This is a genomic window from Nocardia lijiangensis NBRC 108240, from assembly GCF_001613045.1.
Classification (GTDB): domain Bacteria; phylum Actinomycetota; class Actinomycetes; order Mycobacteriales; family Mycobacteriaceae; genus Nocardia; species Nocardia lijiangensis.
Genome location: NZ_BDBP01000128.1, coordinates 1 through 17419 on the forward strand (window position 1 = coordinate 1; position 17419 = coordinate 17419).

Annotated in this window: 17 protein-coding genes; 7 read left to right on the forward strand and 10 right to left on the reverse strand. The window is 69.1% G+C overall.

What is annotated here, in order from left to right:
* Positions 1–322: 322 nt before the first annotated feature.
* Complete coding sequence (locus NL1_RS33260; RefSeq protein ID WP_245673702.1) at positions 323–997, reverse strand: DUF5642 family protein; 675 nt, start codon at positions 995–997, stop codon at positions 323–325.
* A 388-nt stretch (positions 998–1385) separates the two neighbouring features.
* Here NL1_RS33260 and NL1_RS33265 point away from each other — a divergent pair, with 388 nt between their 5' ends.
* From NL1_RS33265 to speD, 4 genes are all read left to right on the forward strand, one after another.
* Positions 1386–2318: a PAC2 family protein gene (locus NL1_RS33265; RefSeq protein WP_067848207.1), complete on the forward strand. Its 933-nt coding sequence runs from the start codon at positions 1386–1388 to the stop codon at positions 2316–2318.
* Positions 2319–2439: 121 nt separating this feature from the next.
* Complete coding sequence (locus NL1_RS33270; protein ID WP_067848210.1) at positions 2440–4938, forward strand: DEAD/DEAH box helicase; 2499 nt, start codon at positions 2440–2442, stop codon at positions 4936–4938.
* A gap of 97 nt (positions 4939–5035) precedes the next feature.
* Complete coding sequence (locus NL1_RS33275; protein ID WP_067848165.1) at positions 5036–6151, forward strand: type III PLP-dependent enzyme; 1116 nt, start codon at positions 5036–5038, stop codon at positions 6149–6151.
* 8 nt (positions 6152–6159) lie between these two features.
* Entirely contained in the window at positions 6160–7368 is a 1209-nt protein-coding gene (gene speD / locus NL1_RS33280; protein ID WP_067848169.1) for an adenosylmethionine decarboxylase, read from the forward strand.
* Between the two features lie 130 nt (positions 7369–7498).
* On the opposite strand, the gene NL1_RS33285 is transcribed toward speD, so the two are convergent.
* The 7 genes from NL1_RS33285 to NL1_RS33315 all read right to left on the reverse strand — a co-directional run bounded on the left by NL1_RS33285 (position 7499) and on the right by NL1_RS33315 (position 13118).
* Complete coding sequence (locus NL1_RS33285) at positions 7499–8893, reverse strand: cation:proton antiporter (protein WP_067848172.1); 1395 nt, start codon at positions 8891–8893, stop codon at positions 7499–7501.
* A gap of 214 nt (positions 8894–9107) precedes the next feature.
* Positions 9108–9311 carry a tautomerase family protein gene (locus tag NL1_RS33290; RefSeq protein ID WP_067848175.1) on the reverse strand — a complete coding sequence of 68 codons (204 nt, stop codon included), beginning with the start codon at positions 9309–9311 and terminating at the stop codon, positions 9108–9110.
* Positions 9311–10048 carry an SDR family NAD(P)-dependent oxidoreductase gene (locus tag NL1_RS33295; RefSeq protein ID WP_067848178.1) on the reverse strand — a complete coding sequence of 246 codons (738 nt, stop codon included), beginning with the start codon at positions 10046–10048 and terminating at the stop codon, positions 9311–9313. Before NL1_RS33295 ends, NL1_RS33290 begins: the two co-directional genes overlap by 1 nt.
* A 77-nt stretch (positions 10049–10125) precedes the next feature.
* Positions 10126–10716: a TetR family transcriptional regulator C-terminal domain-containing protein gene (locus NL1_RS33300; RefSeq protein ID WP_067848182.1), complete on the reverse strand. Its 591-nt coding sequence runs from the start codon at positions 10714–10716 to the stop codon at positions 10126–10128.
* A gap of 24 nt (positions 10717–10740) precedes the next feature.
* Complete coding sequence (locus NL1_RS33305) at positions 10741–11286, reverse strand: gamma-glutamylcyclotransferase family protein (protein WP_218024525.1); 546 nt, start codon at positions 11284–11286, stop codon at positions 10741–10743.
* An 86-nt stretch (positions 11287–11372) separates the two neighbouring features.
* Positions 11373–12152, reverse strand: a complete 780-nt coding sequence (locus tag NL1_RS33310; protein ID WP_067848188.1) for an MBL fold metallo-hydrolase — start codon at positions 12150–12152, stop codon at positions 11373–11375.
* Between the two features lie 57 nt (positions 12153–12209).
* On the reverse strand, positions 12210–13118 hold the full coding sequence (locus NL1_RS33315) for a hydrogen peroxide-inducible genes activator (protein WP_067848191.1): 909 nt from the start codon (positions 13116–13118) through the stop codon (positions 12210–12212).
* Between the two features lie 109 nt (positions 13119–13227).
* Here NL1_RS33315 and NL1_RS33320 point away from each other — a divergent pair, with 109 nt between their 5' ends.
* From NL1_RS33320 to NL1_RS33330, 3 genes are all read left to right on the forward strand, one after another.
* Positions 13228–13815, forward strand: a complete 588-nt coding sequence (locus tag NL1_RS33320) for a peroxiredoxin (RefSeq protein ID WP_067848194.1) — start codon at positions 13228–13230, stop codon at positions 13813–13815.
* A gap of 106 nt (positions 13816–13921) precedes the next feature.
* The gene (ahpD, locus tag NL1_RS33325; RefSeq protein ID WP_067848198.1) at positions 13922–14461 is read left to right on the forward strand and encodes an alkylhydroperoxidase, AhpD family; all 540 of its coding nucleotides are present in this window, start codon (positions 13922–13924) and stop codon (positions 14459–14461) included.
* Positions 14462–14627: 166 nt separating this feature from the next.
* On the forward strand, positions 14628–15302 hold the full coding sequence (locus tag NL1_RS33330) for a PhzF family phenazine biosynthesis protein (RefSeq protein ID WP_067848213.1): 675 nt from the start codon (positions 14628–14630) through the stop codon (positions 15300–15302).
* A gap of 68 nt (positions 15303–15370) precedes the next feature.
* On the opposite strand, the gene NL1_RS33335 is transcribed toward NL1_RS33330, so the two are convergent.
* Positions 15371–16141 carry a DUF5134 domain-containing protein gene (locus tag NL1_RS33335; RefSeq protein ID WP_067848201.1) on the reverse strand — a complete coding sequence of 257 codons (771 nt, stop codon included), beginning with the start codon at positions 16139–16141 and terminating at the stop codon, positions 15371–15373.
* Between the two features lie 89 nt (positions 16142–16230).
* Positions 16231–17419: vWA domain-containing protein (locus NL1_RS33340; protein WP_218024526.1), on the reverse strand; the 1189-nt coding region annotated here is incomplete at its 5' end.

The window sequence follows — 17419 nt, forward strand, 5'->3', positions numbered from 1 at the left end:
GGGCGGATCGGCCGGTTCGCCGCCGCGCCGGGCCCCCGCGTCGAGGGGCGGGTTCGCTGGAGTCGTCATGCCGCCATCCTGCGCGCCGACCGGACCGCCGCCAGCCGCCCGACCTGGGCGAACAATGCCCCTGTGGATAACGGCCGCGCTGTGGACGAACGACGGGGCGAGCGCCGTCCGGCGGCGCGCGGTGTCGGACCCTGCGTGTATCGGGCCGACGCAGGCTCCCACGCCACCAGCGCCCGCTGCCCTGCCCCTAGGCCCTGTCTCGCCTGCGCGGCGATCGGCGAACGACCTGCCCACCGGCTCCGCGGCCTGAGCCTCAGGCCTCGCGCACCTTCCGCACCGACGTCGTGAACAACTCGTCCAGCGCCGTGGTGTCCGGTGCCGCATCGCTGAATGTCATGTAGGTCACCGCGATTCGCACATCGCCCACCTGCCCGATCAGCGTCCGCATGGTCTGCGTCAGGCCCGGGCCGCCGACGTCCGGGGCGACGGTGCGGCGCAGCGCCAGGGTGTCGTCGGCATCGATGGGCGGCGGCGGATCCAGCTCGGTCGACACGGTTGTGGTCGCGCCCGCCCTGGTCACCCGTATCTCACCGCAGCGCCGCACCTGCTCGCGCAGCGTGGACAGCTGCTGCCGGGTCCGGGTGAGTTCGACGGTCAGCGTGGCGCGGGACGCCTCGTCGGTGCCGACCGCGATGGCCGTGTGGTCGGGGCCGAACTGCTGTTCGGAGGGCGCGCACCCGTCCGGCCGCACGGTCGCCCCGCGGGTCACGCCGTTGAGGTCGCCCGCGGCCTGCGCCGCCGCTTCCGGGGGCAGCACCACCGCCGGGTAGCGCGCCGGGAACTGCGCGGGGTCGGGCAGCAGCGTGTTCAGTACCGCGCTGACATGCCGGACGGTCGTCTGCTGAACCGAGACCGGATGTCCCGTGACGGTCGATCCGCAGCCCGCGAGCAACAGCGTGCACGCGGCCAGCGCGCAGGCGCTCGACACGCGCGTGCGTCCTGTCGAACGCGGGCGTCCCGTCGAAACCGGCACAGTCACACCGCCCACTGTGCCAAACACGTTTTTCGCCTCCGCGATGCCACGCCGACGATCCGGGTGCCGACCGGGCACAGCCTGCGACACCATGGCATTACCGCACGTCACCGGCCTGCACGGCATCGGAACTCGGTCCGCGGAGCAATCGGCGCCCGCGCACGGGAATAGTCCGTGGCCGATCGGGAATGCTCAGTGCCCGGGCGCTGTTGGCTCGTTCTATGGGTCGGTGTCTGCACCGTGCGCGGTGCGTGTCATCGCCATGGGGGACAATGGACATGGGTTCCTCGCCGTGCTGCCCTCGATCGGTGGCCGCGGTGGACCGCGCAGGAAGGAGTACGCGATGGACTACGAGTCGCGAATGTACGAGCTGGAGTTCCCCGCTCCGCAGTTGTCGTCCGCCGACGGCGCGGGTCCGGTCCTCGTGCACGGGCTGGAAGGCTTCACCGACGCCGGGCATGCCGTCCGCTTGGCCACGACGCACCTGCGCGAGAGCCTGGAAAGCGAACTGGTCGCCTCGTTCGACGTGGACGAACTGCTGGACTACCGCTCCCGCCGTCCGCTGATGACGTTCAAAACCGATCATTTCGCCGATTACGCCGATCCCGAGCTGAACCTGTGGGCGCTGCGCGACACGGCGGGCACGCCGTTCCTGCTGCTCTCGGGTATCGAGCCGGATCTGCGCTGGGAGAAGTTCACCACCGCGGTGCGGCTGCTCGCCGAACAGCTGGGCGTGCGCCGCAGCATCGGCCTGAGCGCGATTCCGATGGCCATTCCACACACCCGCCCGCTGGGCGTCACCGCGCACTCCTCGGATCGCGACCTGATCTCCGATCACCAGCGCTGGCCGGGCGAGCTGCAGGTACCGGGCAGCGCGTCCTCGCTGCTGGAGTTCCGGATGGCCCAGCACGGACACGAATCGGTCGGTTTCTCCGTGCACGTGCCGCACTATCTCGCCCAGACCGCCTACCCGGAGGCCGCGCAGACGCTGCTGGAGAACGTCGCCGAGAACGCCGGTCTGGAGTTTCCGCTCGCCGCGCTCGGCGAGGCCGCCGCGCGTGTTCGCGAGCAGGTCAACGAGCACATCGCAGGCAACTCCGAGGTCGAGACGGTCGTGAACGCGCTGGAGCGCCAGTACGACACCTTCGTCACCTCGCAGGAGCGGCAGTCCAGCCTGCTGGCCGGCGACGGCGAGCTGCCCAGCGGTGACGAATTGGGCGCCGAGTTCGAGCGTTTCCTCGCCGAACAGGGCGGCTACGACGGCGACAACACCTGACGAGGTCGCCGTGCGGCGCAGGGCATGACGGCGCCGTGCGGCGCAGGGCATGAGAGCGCCGCGCAGCGCGGTGCCCGATCACGGTGTCGGCCTCGCCGACGTCTGCCCTAAGCTGGTCGGAGTGGATCTGACCGAACTGCTCGACATTCCAGGAACCGACGCCGACGCGCTCTACGAGTCGTTCGGCATGTGGGCCGCCGAGCAGGGCACGCCGCTGTATCCCGCGCAGGACGAGGCGCTGCTGGAGCTGGCATCCGGATCTCACGTCATCCTGGCCACGCCCACCGGCTCCGGCAAATCCCTGGTGGCGGTCGGCGCGCATCTGTTCGCGCTCACCCGGGGACAGCGCACCTACTACACGGCCCCGATCAAAGCGCTGGTCAGCGAGAAGTTCTTCGCCCTGTGCGAGGTGTTCGGCGCCGACAAGGTGGGCATGGTCACCGGCGACGCCGCGGTGAACGCCGACGCGCCGATCATCTGCGCCACCGCCGAGATCCTGGCCAATCTGGCCCTGCGCGAGGGCGCCGACGCCAACGTCGGTCAGGTCGTCATGGACGAGTTCCACTTCTACGCCGACCCGGACCGGGGCTGGGCCTGGCAGGTGCCGCTGCTCGAGCTGCCGCGCGCGCAGTTCCTGCTGATGTCGGCGACCTTGGGCGAGGTCGACTTCTTCGCCCGCGACCTGGAGCGGCGCACCGGCCGCGGGACCGCGATCGTGGCGGGCTCCGAACGCCCGGTGCCACTGAGCTTTTCGTATGTCCGCACGCCGATCACCGAAACCCTCGAGGAACTGGTCACCACCCACCAGGCCCCGGTCTACGTGGTGCACTTCACCCAGGCCGCGGCGCTGGAGCGGGCGCAGGCGCTGACCAGCGTGAACTTCGCCACTCGCGCGGAGAAGGACGCCATCGCGGCGGCGATCGGCGAGTTCCGCTTCGCGGCGGGCTTCGGCAAGACGCTGTCCCGCCTGATCCGGCACGGCATCGGCGTGCACCACGCGGGCATGCTGCCGAAATACCGCAGGCTGGTGGAGCGGCTGGCCCAGGACGGACTGCTGAAGGTGGTGTGCGGCACCGACACTCTCGGCGTCGGCATCAACGTGCCGATCCGCACGGTGCTGCTGACCGGACTGACCAAGTTCGACGGTGTGCGCACCCGCAGACTCAAGGCCCGCGAGTTCCATCAGATCGCGGGGCGGGCCGGGCGTGCGGGTTTCGACACCATGGGCACCGTGGTGGTGCAGGCCCCCGAACACGAGGTGGAGAACGCCCGGCTGCTCGCCAAGGCGGGCGACGATCCCAAGAAGCAGCGCAAGGTCCAGCGCCGCAAGCCGCCCGAGGGATTCGTTTCCTGGAGCGAGGAGACCTTCGACCGTCTGGTCGCGGCGCAGCCGGAGCCGATGGTGTCGCGGTTCAACGTCACCAACGCGATGCTGCTCAACGTGATCGCCCGGCCCGGCAACGGTTTTCAGTCCATGCGCCATCTGCTCGAGGACAACCACGAGCCGCGCCCCGCGCAACGCAGACACATCCTGCGCGCGATCCGCCTCTACCGCGCGCTGCGCGACGCCGGGGTGGTCCAGCAGCTGGCCGAGCCCGACGCCACCGGCCGCTACGCCCGCCTCACCGTCGACCTGCAACGCGATTTCGCCCTGGACCAGCCACTCTCGCCGTTCGCGCTGGCCGCGCTCGACCTGCTGGACCGCGACTCCCCCGGCTACACCCTCGACGTGGTCTCGCTCATCGAATCCACCCTCGAGGACCCCCGCCAGCTGCTGATGGCCCAGCAGCACAAGGCGCGCGGCGAAGCCGTCGCCGAGATGAAGGCCGACGGGATCGACTACGACGAGCGCATGGAGCTGCTCGAGGACGTGACCTGGCCCAAACCGCTCGCGGAGCTGATCGAGCCCGCCTACGAGACCTACAGTGCCGGGCATCCGTGGGTCTCGGAGTTCGCGCCCTCCCCCAAGTCCGTGGTGCGCGACATGATCGAGCGCTCGATGACCTTCGCCGAGCTCATCTCGCACTACGAGCTGGCGCGTTCCGAGGGCGTGGTGCTGCGCTACCTGGCCGACGCCTACCGCGCGCTGCGCCGCACCGTGCCCGACGCGGCACGCACCGAGGATCTCGATGATCTCACCGAGTGGCTGGGCGAGCTTGTCCGGCAGGTGGATTCGAGCCTGCTCGACGAATGGGAGCAGCTCACCGGTCCGGGTGCCGAGAACGACGCCGAGCAGCTGGCCTTCGGCGCCGAGACCATCCGCCCCATCTCCGCCAACGAACGCGCCTTCCGCGTCATGGTGCGCAATGCCATGTTCCGCCGCGTCGAACTGTCCGCGCTGCGCCGCTGGGACGCGCTGAGCGATCTCGGCACCGGCCCGGACTGGGCCGAGGAGCTCGCCCCCTATTTCGCCGAGTATGAGCGCATCGGCACCGGCCCCGACGCGCGCGGCCCCCAGCTGTTCCGTATCGAACAGCGTCCTGGGTTCTGGCATGTGCGCCAGGTCCTCGACGATCCCGCGGGCGACCACGGCTGGGCCCTCGAGGCGGTGGTCGATCTCGCCGCGTCCGACGCAGCGGGCGAGGTGGTGTTCGACGAGGTCACGGTGTCCGAAGGGTAGGGGCGCAGCCCCCGCTCGGATATGGGTTTCGACGGATTCGTATCTGGGTAGGGGCCGCTGATACTCTCTCCGCTGCTGCCCACGCGAAAGATCAACTATGCCCGAAACCCCGTACCTTGTCATCCACTCCGAGCGAGTTCGCGAAAATTACCGTGCGCTCGACGCCGCCGTCGCCGCCCGAGGCGCAGGCAAGGCGCGCATTCGCTTCGCGGTGAAGGCAAGTCCGGTGCCGGAGCTGATCACCCTGCTCGATGGCGAGGGCGCGGAATTCGACGTGGCGAGCATCGGCGAGATCGACCTGTGCCTCGACCTCGGGGTGGCGCCGGACAAGCTCTGCTACGGCAATCCGATCAAGAAGGCTGCCGATATCGCCCGCGCCTACGCCAAGGGGGTGCGCCGCTACGCCTTCGACACCGAGGACGATCTGCTGCGCATCGTCGAGCACGCGCCGGGTTCGGAGGTCGAGTGCCGCTTCCTCGCCTCCACCCCCGCCTCGCAGACCCCGTTCGGCACCAAGTTCGGCTGCTCGCCCGCCGAGGCGCTGCGGCTGCTGGTGCGCGCTCGCGACCTCGGACTCGTGGTGGCCGGGCCGTACTTCCACGTCGGCTCCCAGCAACTGGATCCCGCGGCGTGGCGGATCGGGATCCAGCAGGCCGGTGAGATCGCGGAAGCGCTGGCCGCCAAGGACATTCACATCACCTCGGTGAACATCGGCGGTGGGCTGCCGATCTCCTACGCCGAGGCCGCCCCCGCGCTCGGCGAGATCGCCGCGGTCGTCGACGCCGCCGCCGCCGAATTCCTGCCCGAGACCGCCGGACTGGTCGTCGAACCCGGTCGCGCGCTGGTCGGCAACGCGGGCACCATTCACGCCGAGGTCGTCGGCGTCCGCATCGCGCCGGACGGACGACGCTGGGTGTATCTCGACATCGGCCGCTACAACGGAATGGCCGAGACCGAGAACGAGTACATCGCCTACCGGTTCGTCACCGAACGCGACGGAGACCCCGTCGACGAGGCGGTGGTCGCCGGTCCTACCTGCGACGGCGACGATGTACTGTATCAACGCACACGGGTCCTTCTGCCGACCACGTTGCGAGCCGGTGATCGCATCACCATCCTCGACACCGGCGCCTATACCGCGAGCTATTCGTCGGTGTCCTTCAATGGTTTTCCGCCCTTGACCGTTCATGTCTCGGGCGCTGAGCGAGAGTGAGTTTGCCTATGACGGCGGAATTCACCGGCTGGCATGTGCTGGCCGAGTTCGGTGGTGTCGACGCAGATCTCTGCGACGATCTCGAACGACTCGAATCGGCGTTGCGTGAGTCTCTGATCGCGGCGGGCGTCACCATCTGCGATGTCGTTCACAAGAAGTTCGATCCGCAGGGGGTGACCGTCCTCGCGCTGTTGTCGGAGTCCCACGCCTCGATTCACACTTATCCGGAGTCCGGCGACATCTTCGTCGACGTCTTCACCTGCGGCAGCATCGGTGCGGGCGCCACGAAGGCCGTCGAGATGCTGCGGGACAAGCTGTCTCCCGAAGACGTTCGCATGAAGGTCATTCAGCGGGGGCACGGCGCGCAGAAGATCGAGGAGCCGGTCGGCGCGGGCCTGACCCGGATCTGGGATCTGCACGATGTGATCGTCGACACCAATACTCCGTTCCAGCACATGGTCATCGCACGCACCGAACAGGGCATCAGCCTGTTCTCCGACGACGACCGCCAGTCCACCGAATTCTCCCAGCTGACCTACCACGAGGCGATGATGGTGCCCGCCTTCGTGCTGGCCGAGAAGCTGGACAACGTGCTGATCATCGGCTCCGGCGAAGGCGTCGCGAGCCAGATGTCGGTGGCCGCGGGCGCCACCAACGTCGACCACGTCGACATCGACCAGCTCGAGGTCGAGCTGTGCGCCGAGCACCTGCCCTACGGCTACACGACCGAGGAGCTCGCCGCGGCGGTCGCGGGCGAGGGCCCGATCACGGTGCACTACGCCGACGGCTGGGATTTCCTGGCCAACGCCCAGCAGGCGGGCACCCGCTACGACGTCATCGTGATCGACCTGCCCGACGAGCGGGTCGAGGACGCCCAGCACAACCGCCTCTACGAGGCGGAGTTCCTGTCTCGATGTCGAGCCCTGCTCGCGCCGGGCGGCGTGCTCAGCGCGCAGGCCGGCTGCGCGACGATGTGGCGCAACGAGACCCTGAAGCGGTCCTGGCAGCGCTTCCACGAGCAGTTCGGCACCGTCGTGCACTACGGCAGCGACGAGCACGAGTGGTCGTTCCTGTTCGGCCTGGTCGACGCGATCGGCGACCCGGTGCCCGGCATGGTCGACCGCCTGGCCACCCTGCCCTACCGCGCGGAGACCATCGACGGTCCCGCGCTGGTGCGCGGCGCCATCGAGCCGCACGCGCTGCGCGCGGCCGAATAGGTCACGCAGTACGCCGAATCGCATCGGCGCCAAGGATTTTCGACATCCTCGGCGCCGGTGCGATTCGCTTTACCGGCGACGGATCGCGCCGATGCCGTGCCACGGTTCGGGTTCGGACCGCCGCTCGGCCTCAGGTGGTGACGGGCGCGGGTTCGCCGGAGCGCTCCGGCTCGCCGCCCGGTTCCTTCCCCGTCGTCTCCGGCTTGGTCTGTTCACCGTCCGGACCGAAGACCAGCCCGGCCTTCCACGCTCTGCGTTCGAAGACCCGCTGCACCGGCGTCGCCATGAACGTGGTGATGATCGTCATCAGCGCCAGGATCGTGTACAGCTCGCCGGTGATGAGCCCGGCCCCGAGGCCGATGTTCAACAAGATCAGCTCCATCAGCCCGCGGGCATTGGCCAGCGCACCCATCGACGCGGCCTCCCGCTTGCTCATGCCCTGCCAGCGCGCCGCGAGCCCGACCGCGCCGAACTTGCCGACGAACGAGACGAGCAGCACGAGCACCGCGGCGAGCAGAACCTCGGGCTCGAAGATCAGGCTGAGTTCGGTGTTCAGGCCCGAGTAGATGAAGAAGGCGGGCAACAGCAGATAGGCCACCAGCGGCTCGAAACGCGCACGGATGGTGTCGAGCAGTTGACCGCGCGGCATCACCGCGCCCGCGACGAACGCGCCGAACACCGAGTAGATCCCGCACCAGTCGGTGAACCAGCTGGCGAGCAGCACCACGACCAACACGACGCACAGCTGCGCGATCGGCAGCCCGCCCGCGTGTTCGGTGTCGCCGCGCTTGGGCTGCCAGGTGTCGAGCTTGGCCAGCCAGCGCCGCGCGACGAACATCATGAACAGCAGGTAGGCCAGTCCGCCGCCGACGGCGAGGAACGCACCGTTCATGCTGTCCTTGGTGGTCGCGATCACGGTGGCCAGCAGGATCCACGCGCACGCGTCGTCCACCGCGGCGCACGCCAGCGACATGGTGCCGAGGCGGGTGTTCAGCAGCCCGGAATCGTAGATGATCCAGGCCAGCATCGGGAACGCCGTGATGGCGACGGCCGCGGCCACGAAAAGCCCGCCCTGCCACTGCTCCACCTTGTCGGTGAAGTACCCGCCGCTGCCGACCATCCACCAGCCGAGCGCGCCGCCGAGCACCAGCGGCACCGCTACGCCCGCGGTCGAGGTGGCGCCCGCCTTGCGCAGGTGCGAAGACAGGATGTCCAGCTTGAACGAGGCACCGACCAGGAACATGTACAGCACCAGGCCGAGCTGGCCGACGACGTAGATCGCGGTCAGGTTCGGGTGCGTGACGCTCGTGTCGCCCACCGCGAGCGTCGTCGGGAACAGCCATTCCTGGGCGGCGGGCCAGACCAGGCCCAGAATCGACGGTCCGAGAACGAATCCGGCGACCATGATGGCCACGACTTGCACCTGGCCCAATCGGCGAAACACCGGCCAGAGCAGTCGGTAGGTCACCAGAATGACCGCAACCTGGAGAAAGAAATGAGTGGTGATTTCCAAAAGCGATGGCATCGCAGCTCCCCTCCGTCGAGCTGGATTGTGCACTGACACTGTGAGATCGCGGGGACTCTCCGGAACGCAACGCCGCGCCGAATACGGTACCGCCGAATCCCTTGCCGTGCGGCCGCTTTCCCGCCGCGACGACCATGCGGCGAACCACCGGGAAACACCGAAGGCCGGCGGCGCGACACGACCGAAGTCGAGCGCGTCCGCCGGCCTCGGGACGTCAGGAGTTGAGCGCGCGCCAGTCCGCCACGTTCATCCCGCCGACGCCCCAATCGGTCAGTGCCACTTCATCGATCACCACGAACGTGCTCGCCGGGTCCTTGCCGAGCACATCCCGCAGCAGGTCGGTGACTCCCTTGATGAGCTGGGTCTTCTGCTCGGCGGTGACACCTTCGTCGGTGACCTTGATATTGACGTAAGGCATTACGCTGCCCTCCCGGAGATGAACCCGCCGTCGACGGGGAAGATGTGGCCGGTGGTGAATTCCGCGTCCGCCAGATAGAGGACGGCGGCGGTGGTTTCGGCGACCTCGCCGATGCGGTTGAGCAAAGCCAGACGGCCCGAGGCCTTTTCGTCGCCGTCGCCGTGCAGCGGGGTGCGAATGATGCCCGGCGCGACCAGGTTCACCCGGATGCCGTCGGCGGCGAGTTCGGCCGCCAGGCTGGTGGTCAGCGCGTGCACGCCGCCCTTGCTGACCAGCGCCGCCGACGCGGGCAACCCGGCGAGCGCGTGGTTGATCAGCACGGTGCCGATGTTCACGACGCTGCCGCCGCCACCCTGCTCCAGCAGCCTGCGCACCACCGCCTGGGTGGTGAAGTAGGTGCCCTTGAGGTTGGCGTTCAGGTAGCTGTCCAGCTCCGCCTCGGTGACATCGACGAACGGCGTGGCGCCGAAGATGCCCGCGTTGTTCACCAGCACGTCCACCCGGCCGAACCGCTCGACCGCGGCCCGAACCAGCGCGGAACCCGTTGCGGCGGAGCCGATGTCGCCGACCACCTGGGCGACCCGTTCGGGCGCGCCGAGTTCGGTGGCGACCGCGGCGAGCTTGTCCGGGTCGCGCCCGTTGATCACCACATTGTCGCCACGGGCGACCAGCGCCCTGGCGACATCGCGGCCGATCCCGCTGGAGGATCCGGTCACGATGACCGTTTTCGCTGACATGTTGTTTCCCTTCTATCGGATACGACCGGTCGTCTTGGAATGGGTACGGACTCACCCGCCGTGGCGGGCAATCGGATTCAGGGTCGGAAGTAGTCGTCCAGGAGGCGCCGCAGGCACTTGTGCAGCGGTTCCAGCGAGCGGTCGATCTTCATCCGGATCACCGCCCCCTCCCAGGACTCGATGAGCAGGTCGGCGAGCTCGTCGGCCGGAATGTCGCCGCGCACCTGACCGCGCTCCTGCGCCTCCAGCAGCGCCTTGGCGACACCGTCGCGCCAGGCGCGGAACGCGCCGGACAGCGATTCGCGCAGCGTCTCGCTCCCTTCCAGTTCACCGCCCAGGTTGGCGATCAGACAGCCACCGGTGTAATCAGTTTCGACGAACTCGTCCATCTGCTTGGCGAAGAACGTCCGCAGTCCGGTCACCGGATCCGGCGCGGGACCGAGCGCCTCGGCCAGGTTCCGCTGGATGCAACGGGAGTGGTAGTCGATGATCGCCTGCCCGAAGCTCTCCTTGCTGTCGAAGTAGTTGTAGAACGAGCCTTTCGGCACACCGACCGCGTCGAGCACCTGCTTGATGCCGGTGCCGTGATAGCCGTTGGCCAGGAACCCGGCCGCGCCTTCCTCCACCAGGAGCTGGCGGGTGTCGTCACTGCGTCGCGGTCGTGCCATGCGAAGGACTATACGACCGGTCGTCTAGGAATCGCAAACCCTCGGATCGAGCGTCTGCCGCCAACCCGCGCACCGGCGGGTGAACGTGCGCAGATGCCGGGCGGCGAACTCGTCGGCACGCCAGTCCGCGGGGGTCACCTCGGCGGTCCACACGTAGGTCCACACCGCGCCCGGCGCGAAAGGGGCCGGACCGAAACCCTCCCGGTCGATGCGCAGCCCACCCACCTCGCCTCGCTCGGCGTCGACACGGTGCCCGTCGAAACCCACTGGACGCAGGTCGTATTCGTCGTCCTCGAAGGCGTCCAGCACCGCCCACTCCCGCGCGCCCAAACCCGACAGCACCACGCCGCGCGCCGTCGCTCGCGCCGCCGCGACCAACCCCGGATACACCCGGCCGGGCAGCGCGGCCACCCGCCATCCGGGCAGCGTGGCCGGTGACAGATCGGGACACCGCCCGATCAGCTCGCGCAACACCACGGGAAATTGCAGGGTGCCGTAGACGAAGAGCGCATGCTCGGCCGCGGACACCCGCGCAAGGCGTCCAGCCGGAGGGCCACCGGCACCGTCCACCACAGCTCCTCTCCACCGCCCTCACCACTGTGCCGCATCGCCGGCGGCCACGCGGACCCCGGCTCCGCGGTCGCGACGGCTCGGCGTCAGCCCCGCCCCGCGAGCCGGGTGAAGGCGTCGGCATCGTGCGACGAGAAGACGGTGATCTCGCCGCCGTGCGCCCGATTGAGTGCGATGAGCCGTTCGCGGTTCTCCCGGAAATCGTTCGACCCCAGCGAACGCAGCTCCAGGAGCTGCCAGATCAACGGGGTCCGCGGGTGCACCGGATCGACCTCGCTGCCGACGTAGAAGGCATCGCCGGCGTGCAGCAGCCAGCCGTTGCCGGTGTCGACCGCCACGCCCACGTGCCCCTCGGTGTGGCCGTACAGGGGGACGACGAGAATCTCCGGCGGCAGACCCGGCAGATCGCGGACCGCGCGGAAGCCGAACCAGTCTGCGCCGCCGTCGATCTCGTTGGTCAGCCACTTCGGCCGGTGCGCCCACTGCGCGGGCTGGTAGCGCAGCTTGTCGAACAAGCCCTTCGCGGACGTCGCCGCGCGCAGTTCCGGCCCGTGCACGTGCACGGTCGCGTCCGGGAAATCGACAAGCCCGCCGGCGTGGTCCAGGTCCAGGTGGGTGAGCACGATGTCGCGGACGTCGGCCGGGTCGTAGCCGAGCGCCTGGATCTGACGGATCGCCGTCTCCCGTTCGAGCAGCTTGGCGCCCAGCGAGAATCGCGCGGGCCCCATCATCCGTCCGGGATCCCGCACGCACTCCAGGCCGTACCCGGTGTCGACCAGGACGAGCCCGGTGTCCGTCTCGATGAGCAGACAGTGGTCGACCATGCCCAACGTCATCGACCCGCAGTTCAGGTGGTGAATCCGCACCAGCCGAGCGTCTCAGCCACCACGCTTGCGGTCAATGCTCCCATCGGCCGGAATGCCTCACATCGGCCGCTGCGCGCGGATGATGGCGGCGAGGTATTCGTAGTCCTCGCTGCGAGCGCTGGAGGCGCGGAAGGCCAGGCCGATGGTGCGGCCGGGAGCCGGGTCGGCGAAGCGGGCGGTTTCCAGTGTGCCCCTGGCGGTTTCGGCGGCGACGGCCATCTCCGGGATGAGCGTCACGCCCAGCCCGCCCGCGACGCACTGCACCACGGTGGCGAGCGAGGCGGCGCGGGTGTCGCCGACGGCGCCGGGGTGGATGTCGACCGAGCGGCACAGGTCCAGAGTCTGGTCGCGCAGGCAGTGCCCCTCGTCGAGCAGCAGCAGGGGCAGCGCGCCGAGCACCGCGGGCGCGATGTCCTTGCGGCCCGCGAGCTCGTGCCCGCGCGGGGTCACCAGCACGAATTCCTCCGTGTAGAGCGGAATCTCCACCAGCCCGGCATTCTCGGTGGGCAGCGCGAGCAGCGCGACGTCCAGCACGCCGGTGCGCAGCCCCTCCACCAGGCGCGCGGTCTGGTCCTCGATCACCTGCGGCACCAGCGCGGGCAGCCGCTTGCGCAGCTCGGGCAGCAGCGCGGGCAGCACGTACGGCGCGACGGTCGGAATGATTCCCATCCGCAGCGTGCCGCCGAGCCCGTCGCCGGTGGCCGTCGCCAGAAAACGGTCCGCCGCTTCGAGTGTCGCCATCGCCTGCGGCAACAGTCGCATCCCGGCCGCGGTGACCAGAACACGGCGCGTGCTGCGCTCGATCAGCTGAAGCCCCAGTCCGTTTTCGAGGGCGGCCAATGCTTGCGATAACGTGGGCTGGCTCACATTGAGCCGGGCAGCCGCGGTCCCGAAGTGCCGGTATTCCGCGATCGCCACGAACGCACGCAGCTGTGAGAGTGTCGGCTGATAAGTCTGATCAGTCACGCCTATCAGTGTAGTGCGACTGATCACCTTTACCTTTCACTGGCCTTTAGGCAAGATCACCGAAGAACTTTCGCACGCTCAAACCCCACGAAGGACGAGGAGACAAAGCATGGCCCTGCTGACCATCGGCGACCAGTTCCCGGCATACAACCTCACCGCGGTCATCGGCGGTGACCTGTCGAAGGTCGACGCTCAGCAGCCTGACGACTACTTCACCCAGATCACCAGCGACGACCACGCGGGCAAGTGGCGGATCGTCTTCTTCTGGCCGAAGGACTTCACTTTCGTCTGCCCGACCGAGATCGCCGCCTTCGGCAAGCTGAACGAGGAGTTCGCCGACCGCGACGCGCAGGTGCTCGGCGCCTCGGTGGACAACGAGTTCGTCCACTTCCAGTGGCGCGCGCAGCACGAGGATCTCAAGACCCTCCCGTTCCCGATGCTGTCGGACCTCAAGCGTGAGCTGGCCTCCGCCACCGGCGTGCTCAACGCCGACGGCGTCGCCGACCGCGCGACCTTCATCATCGACCCGAACAACGAGATCCAGTTCGTCTCGGTGACCGCCGGTTCCGTCGGCCGCAACGTCGACGAGGTGCTGCGGGTGCTCGACGCGCTGCAGTCCGACGAGCTGTGCGCCTGCAACTGGAAGAAGGGCGACCCGACCATCAACGCCGGTGAGCTCCTCGCCGCCAGCGTCTGATCCGAAACACCCTTCCCCCAACAGATCCCGCTCCCCGCGCCTGCGGGGAGCGTCATCGAGAACGTCCCCCGCGCTCGGGGCCTGATCCACACAGAGGAAACGTCGAATGAGCATTGAGAACCTGAAGAACTCCCTCCCCGAGTACGCCAAGGACCTCAAGCTCAACTTGTCATCGCTCGCGCGCACCACGGTGCTGAACGAACAGCAGCTGTGGGGCACCCTGCTCGCATCGGCGGCCGCGACCCGGTCGGCGACCACGCTGCGCGAGATCGCCGAGGAAGCCGCAGGCATCCTGTCGGCGGAGGCGTACAACGCCGCACTCGGCGCCGCCTCGATCATGGGCATGAACAACGTGTTCTACCGGGGCAAGGCGTTCCTCGGCGGTCGCTACGACGACCTGCGGGCCGGTCTGCGCATGCAGATCATCGGCACCCCCGGCGTCGACAAGGCCGATTTCGAGCTGTGGTCCTTCGCGGTCTCCTCGATCAACGGCTGCGCCCACTGCCTGGAGGCGCACGAGCACACCCTGCGCGAGGCAGGCGTCTCCCGCGAGGTGATCTTCGAGTCGCTGCGCGCCGCCGCCATCGTGGCGGGCGTCGGCCAGGCCGTGCAGTCGACCGAGACGCTGGCCACCGCGTCGGTCTGACGCCGCGACAATCCGAAGGCCCCGTCCCGACCGGACGGGGCCTTCGGCGTTTCTCCACGTCGACGGACCCGGTCCCGGAGTGACCGAGACAATGTTTGCTCTCCGGTAGCCAGCGGTCCGAGCCGGTAGGCTCGCGTGCATGGGCACACAGGATGAACCGGAAGCCATGGGCACACGGGTCGAGGTGGTCCGCGTATTCACGGATGCGACCGGACGCCTCGGCAATCAACTGGGCATCGTCCGTGCGAAGGACGTCGGCGACGCCGACGCGCAGGCCCTCGCGGCCCGGGCCGGGTACAGCGAAACGGTGGTCGTCGAGGATCCGGTCGACGAGATCGCCCGCATGCGGATCTACACCCCGGCCATCGAACTCCCGTTCGCCGGGCATCCGTCGGTCGGCACCGCGTGGTGGTTCGCCGAGCAGGGCATCCCGGTGCGAGCGCTGGAAATGCCCGCCGGACCGGTGCCCGTCGAGCTGGCCGATGGCCTGACCTGGATCAAGGCCCGCGGCGAGTGGGCGCCGGACTTCACCTTCCATCAGCTCGACAGCGTCGAGGAGCTGACGACGGTGCGGCCCGACGAGTTCCCCGGCGGACCGCACTACCTGTGGTGCTGGACCGAGGAGCACCGTGCCACGCTGCGGTCGCGAATGTTCGCCCCCACCATGGGCATCGCCGAGGACGAGGCCACCGGCGCGGCGGCTGTCGCGCTCACCGCCCTGCTACGCCGCAGCCTGATCATCACGCAGGGCCAGGGCTCGCAGTTGTTCACCGAATGGGACTCCGACGGGTGGGTGCGCCTGGGCGGACGGGTCGTCGCCGATACCGTCGTCGAGGTCTGATCGCGGCCCGCCGGGTTCGGCCGAGCGCTGCTTTCCCTCCGAGCGCTCTGTTCCTCCGATAACGACGTTCATCCGAGAACGGCGTTTCCTCCCAGCACGGCGGCGATCAGCATGTACGCCGTGCCGAGATCCATCACCACGTGCGGCGCCACGGCCGCCGAGCCGCCGCCGACCGGGTGCGTGAGCCGGTGCCATCCGCCGCCGCGCAGCCACAGCACCGCGCCCGCGTCCGCGAGGAAGAGCGCGGCGAGCGCGAAGGCCGCGAGCGGCGCCGGACCCGTGTGACCGGCAGCCGAATGGCCGGACATGGCGTAGAGCATGGCCGCCGCGGCGAGCGCGTGGTATCCGATCGCGAAGACGTGTCCCGCCGCCACCTCGGCCCGGGCCGCGCGCCATTCCACGATCCGGCTCACCAGCAGCGCGCCGAACGCGACCATCACGGCGATCAGCACGCCGCGCACCGCGTGCGGACTCGCACCGGTCGGAAAGATCAGCATCACGAGCATGATCAGGCACATGACCAGATGGGCGGCATCCGATTCCTGGTGTGCCGCCCGGGTCCTCGGTGAAAGATCCTGGACCGGAAGCTGATTCGCGGACGAGATCGGCGCGGTGAGCGCGGGCGATCCGAGCAGGGCGGCGCCCGGCCCCGCCGCATCCGAGCAGTGAGCGACCGACTGGGCTCGCCCCACCACCGATCCGGCCAACCGCAGCACCACGATCGCGGACGCCACCAGGAACGCCGCCACGACCGCCCATCGCAACGCGGCGTATTCCTGCACGAACTCGGCCACACCCCACCACCCTTCGTCGCGGCGATCGTGCGACAGCACTTCCATGCTCGCATCTCGCGCAGGGTTAGGTCGCCCTTTCTCACGACTCCGATCTCGGGCGGACCGATGCGGATGTCGTCGTGACGAGCGTGCGCTCAGCGCATGCGAAAGACCGGGCCATTCGGGCGAAACGGCAGCGACGAGCCCGCGGGGATCAGATAGGCATGCTCGCGACGTACGCGCAGCACATCGCACGCGCCGTCGGTGATGATCAGGATCGGCCCGTCGGCGGGAAAATCGTCGGCGCGTTCGAGCAGCCGCACCCCCGGCTGCAAGACGGTGCCGCCGCGGCCGCGCACCCGCACTCCACGCGCGATCTCCTCGACCGGCAGGTACCCGGCGTCGTAGGCCGCGGCGTCGCAGTAGACCACCCTGGCGCGCGGCACGTCCCTGGCCAGGGCATAGGAAGCGATGGCGCCCAAGCCTTTTCCGAGCAGCGCCGCATCCATCGACCCGGACGTGTCGAGGACGACGCCGAAGGTCGGCAGGCGCGTGGCCTCCTCCGGGCGCACCCAGGCCGGGCGCGGAATATCGGGCGTCGCCGCCTGCCTGCGGGAGGCGCGCGCGTAGCTGCGGCGCTTGTCGACCGCGGGGACGTGCTCGTCGAACCAGTGCGCCAGCTGCGCGTCCCAGGGCAGCGGCGGCTGGTCCATGGCGCGGATCGCCTCCTCCAGCGCGGCGGGGACGTATCCGCGCCCGCTGTTCAGGTGATAGGCCAGGCCGGTGCTCAGCGCGTTGCGGTAGTACTCGTCCAGATCGACGTAACGCCCGGCGCCGCCGGGATGCGGTAGCGGTTCGCCGAGCACGTCGCCGCGCCCACGACCGCGCAACGTCGCCAGCTTGCGCATCCGCCGCAGATCCACCGCGATGCGGTCGTACACCTCCTCGGCCGAACAGCCCTTCAGCTCGGGGTCGTAGAGCAGGCCCTCGGGCATGACCCCGACCCCCAGCTCCACCAGCCAGCCGTTGACCACGTAATCGCAGGCGATGTTGAACAGGTACGGGTCGCGCCAGGCCGTGCGTTCACCGTGCCGCAGTGCGGCGTGCAGCATTTCGTGCGCGAGCACGAAACGCCACTCCTGCTCGGTCAGCCCGGCCAGCGGGTTGACGTAGATCTCCGCCGCCTCGGCATTGACCGCGGCGATGGCGATGTCCCAGCCGCGCGCCAGATCCGCGTCGGCGACCAGCGTCATCCCGGCCGCCAGCGCGCCGAGCAGCGGATAGGAGGACACGAACCAGCTCAGCGCCGCGTCCCAGGCGCGCTGCGGTCGGCGGCCCTCCGGC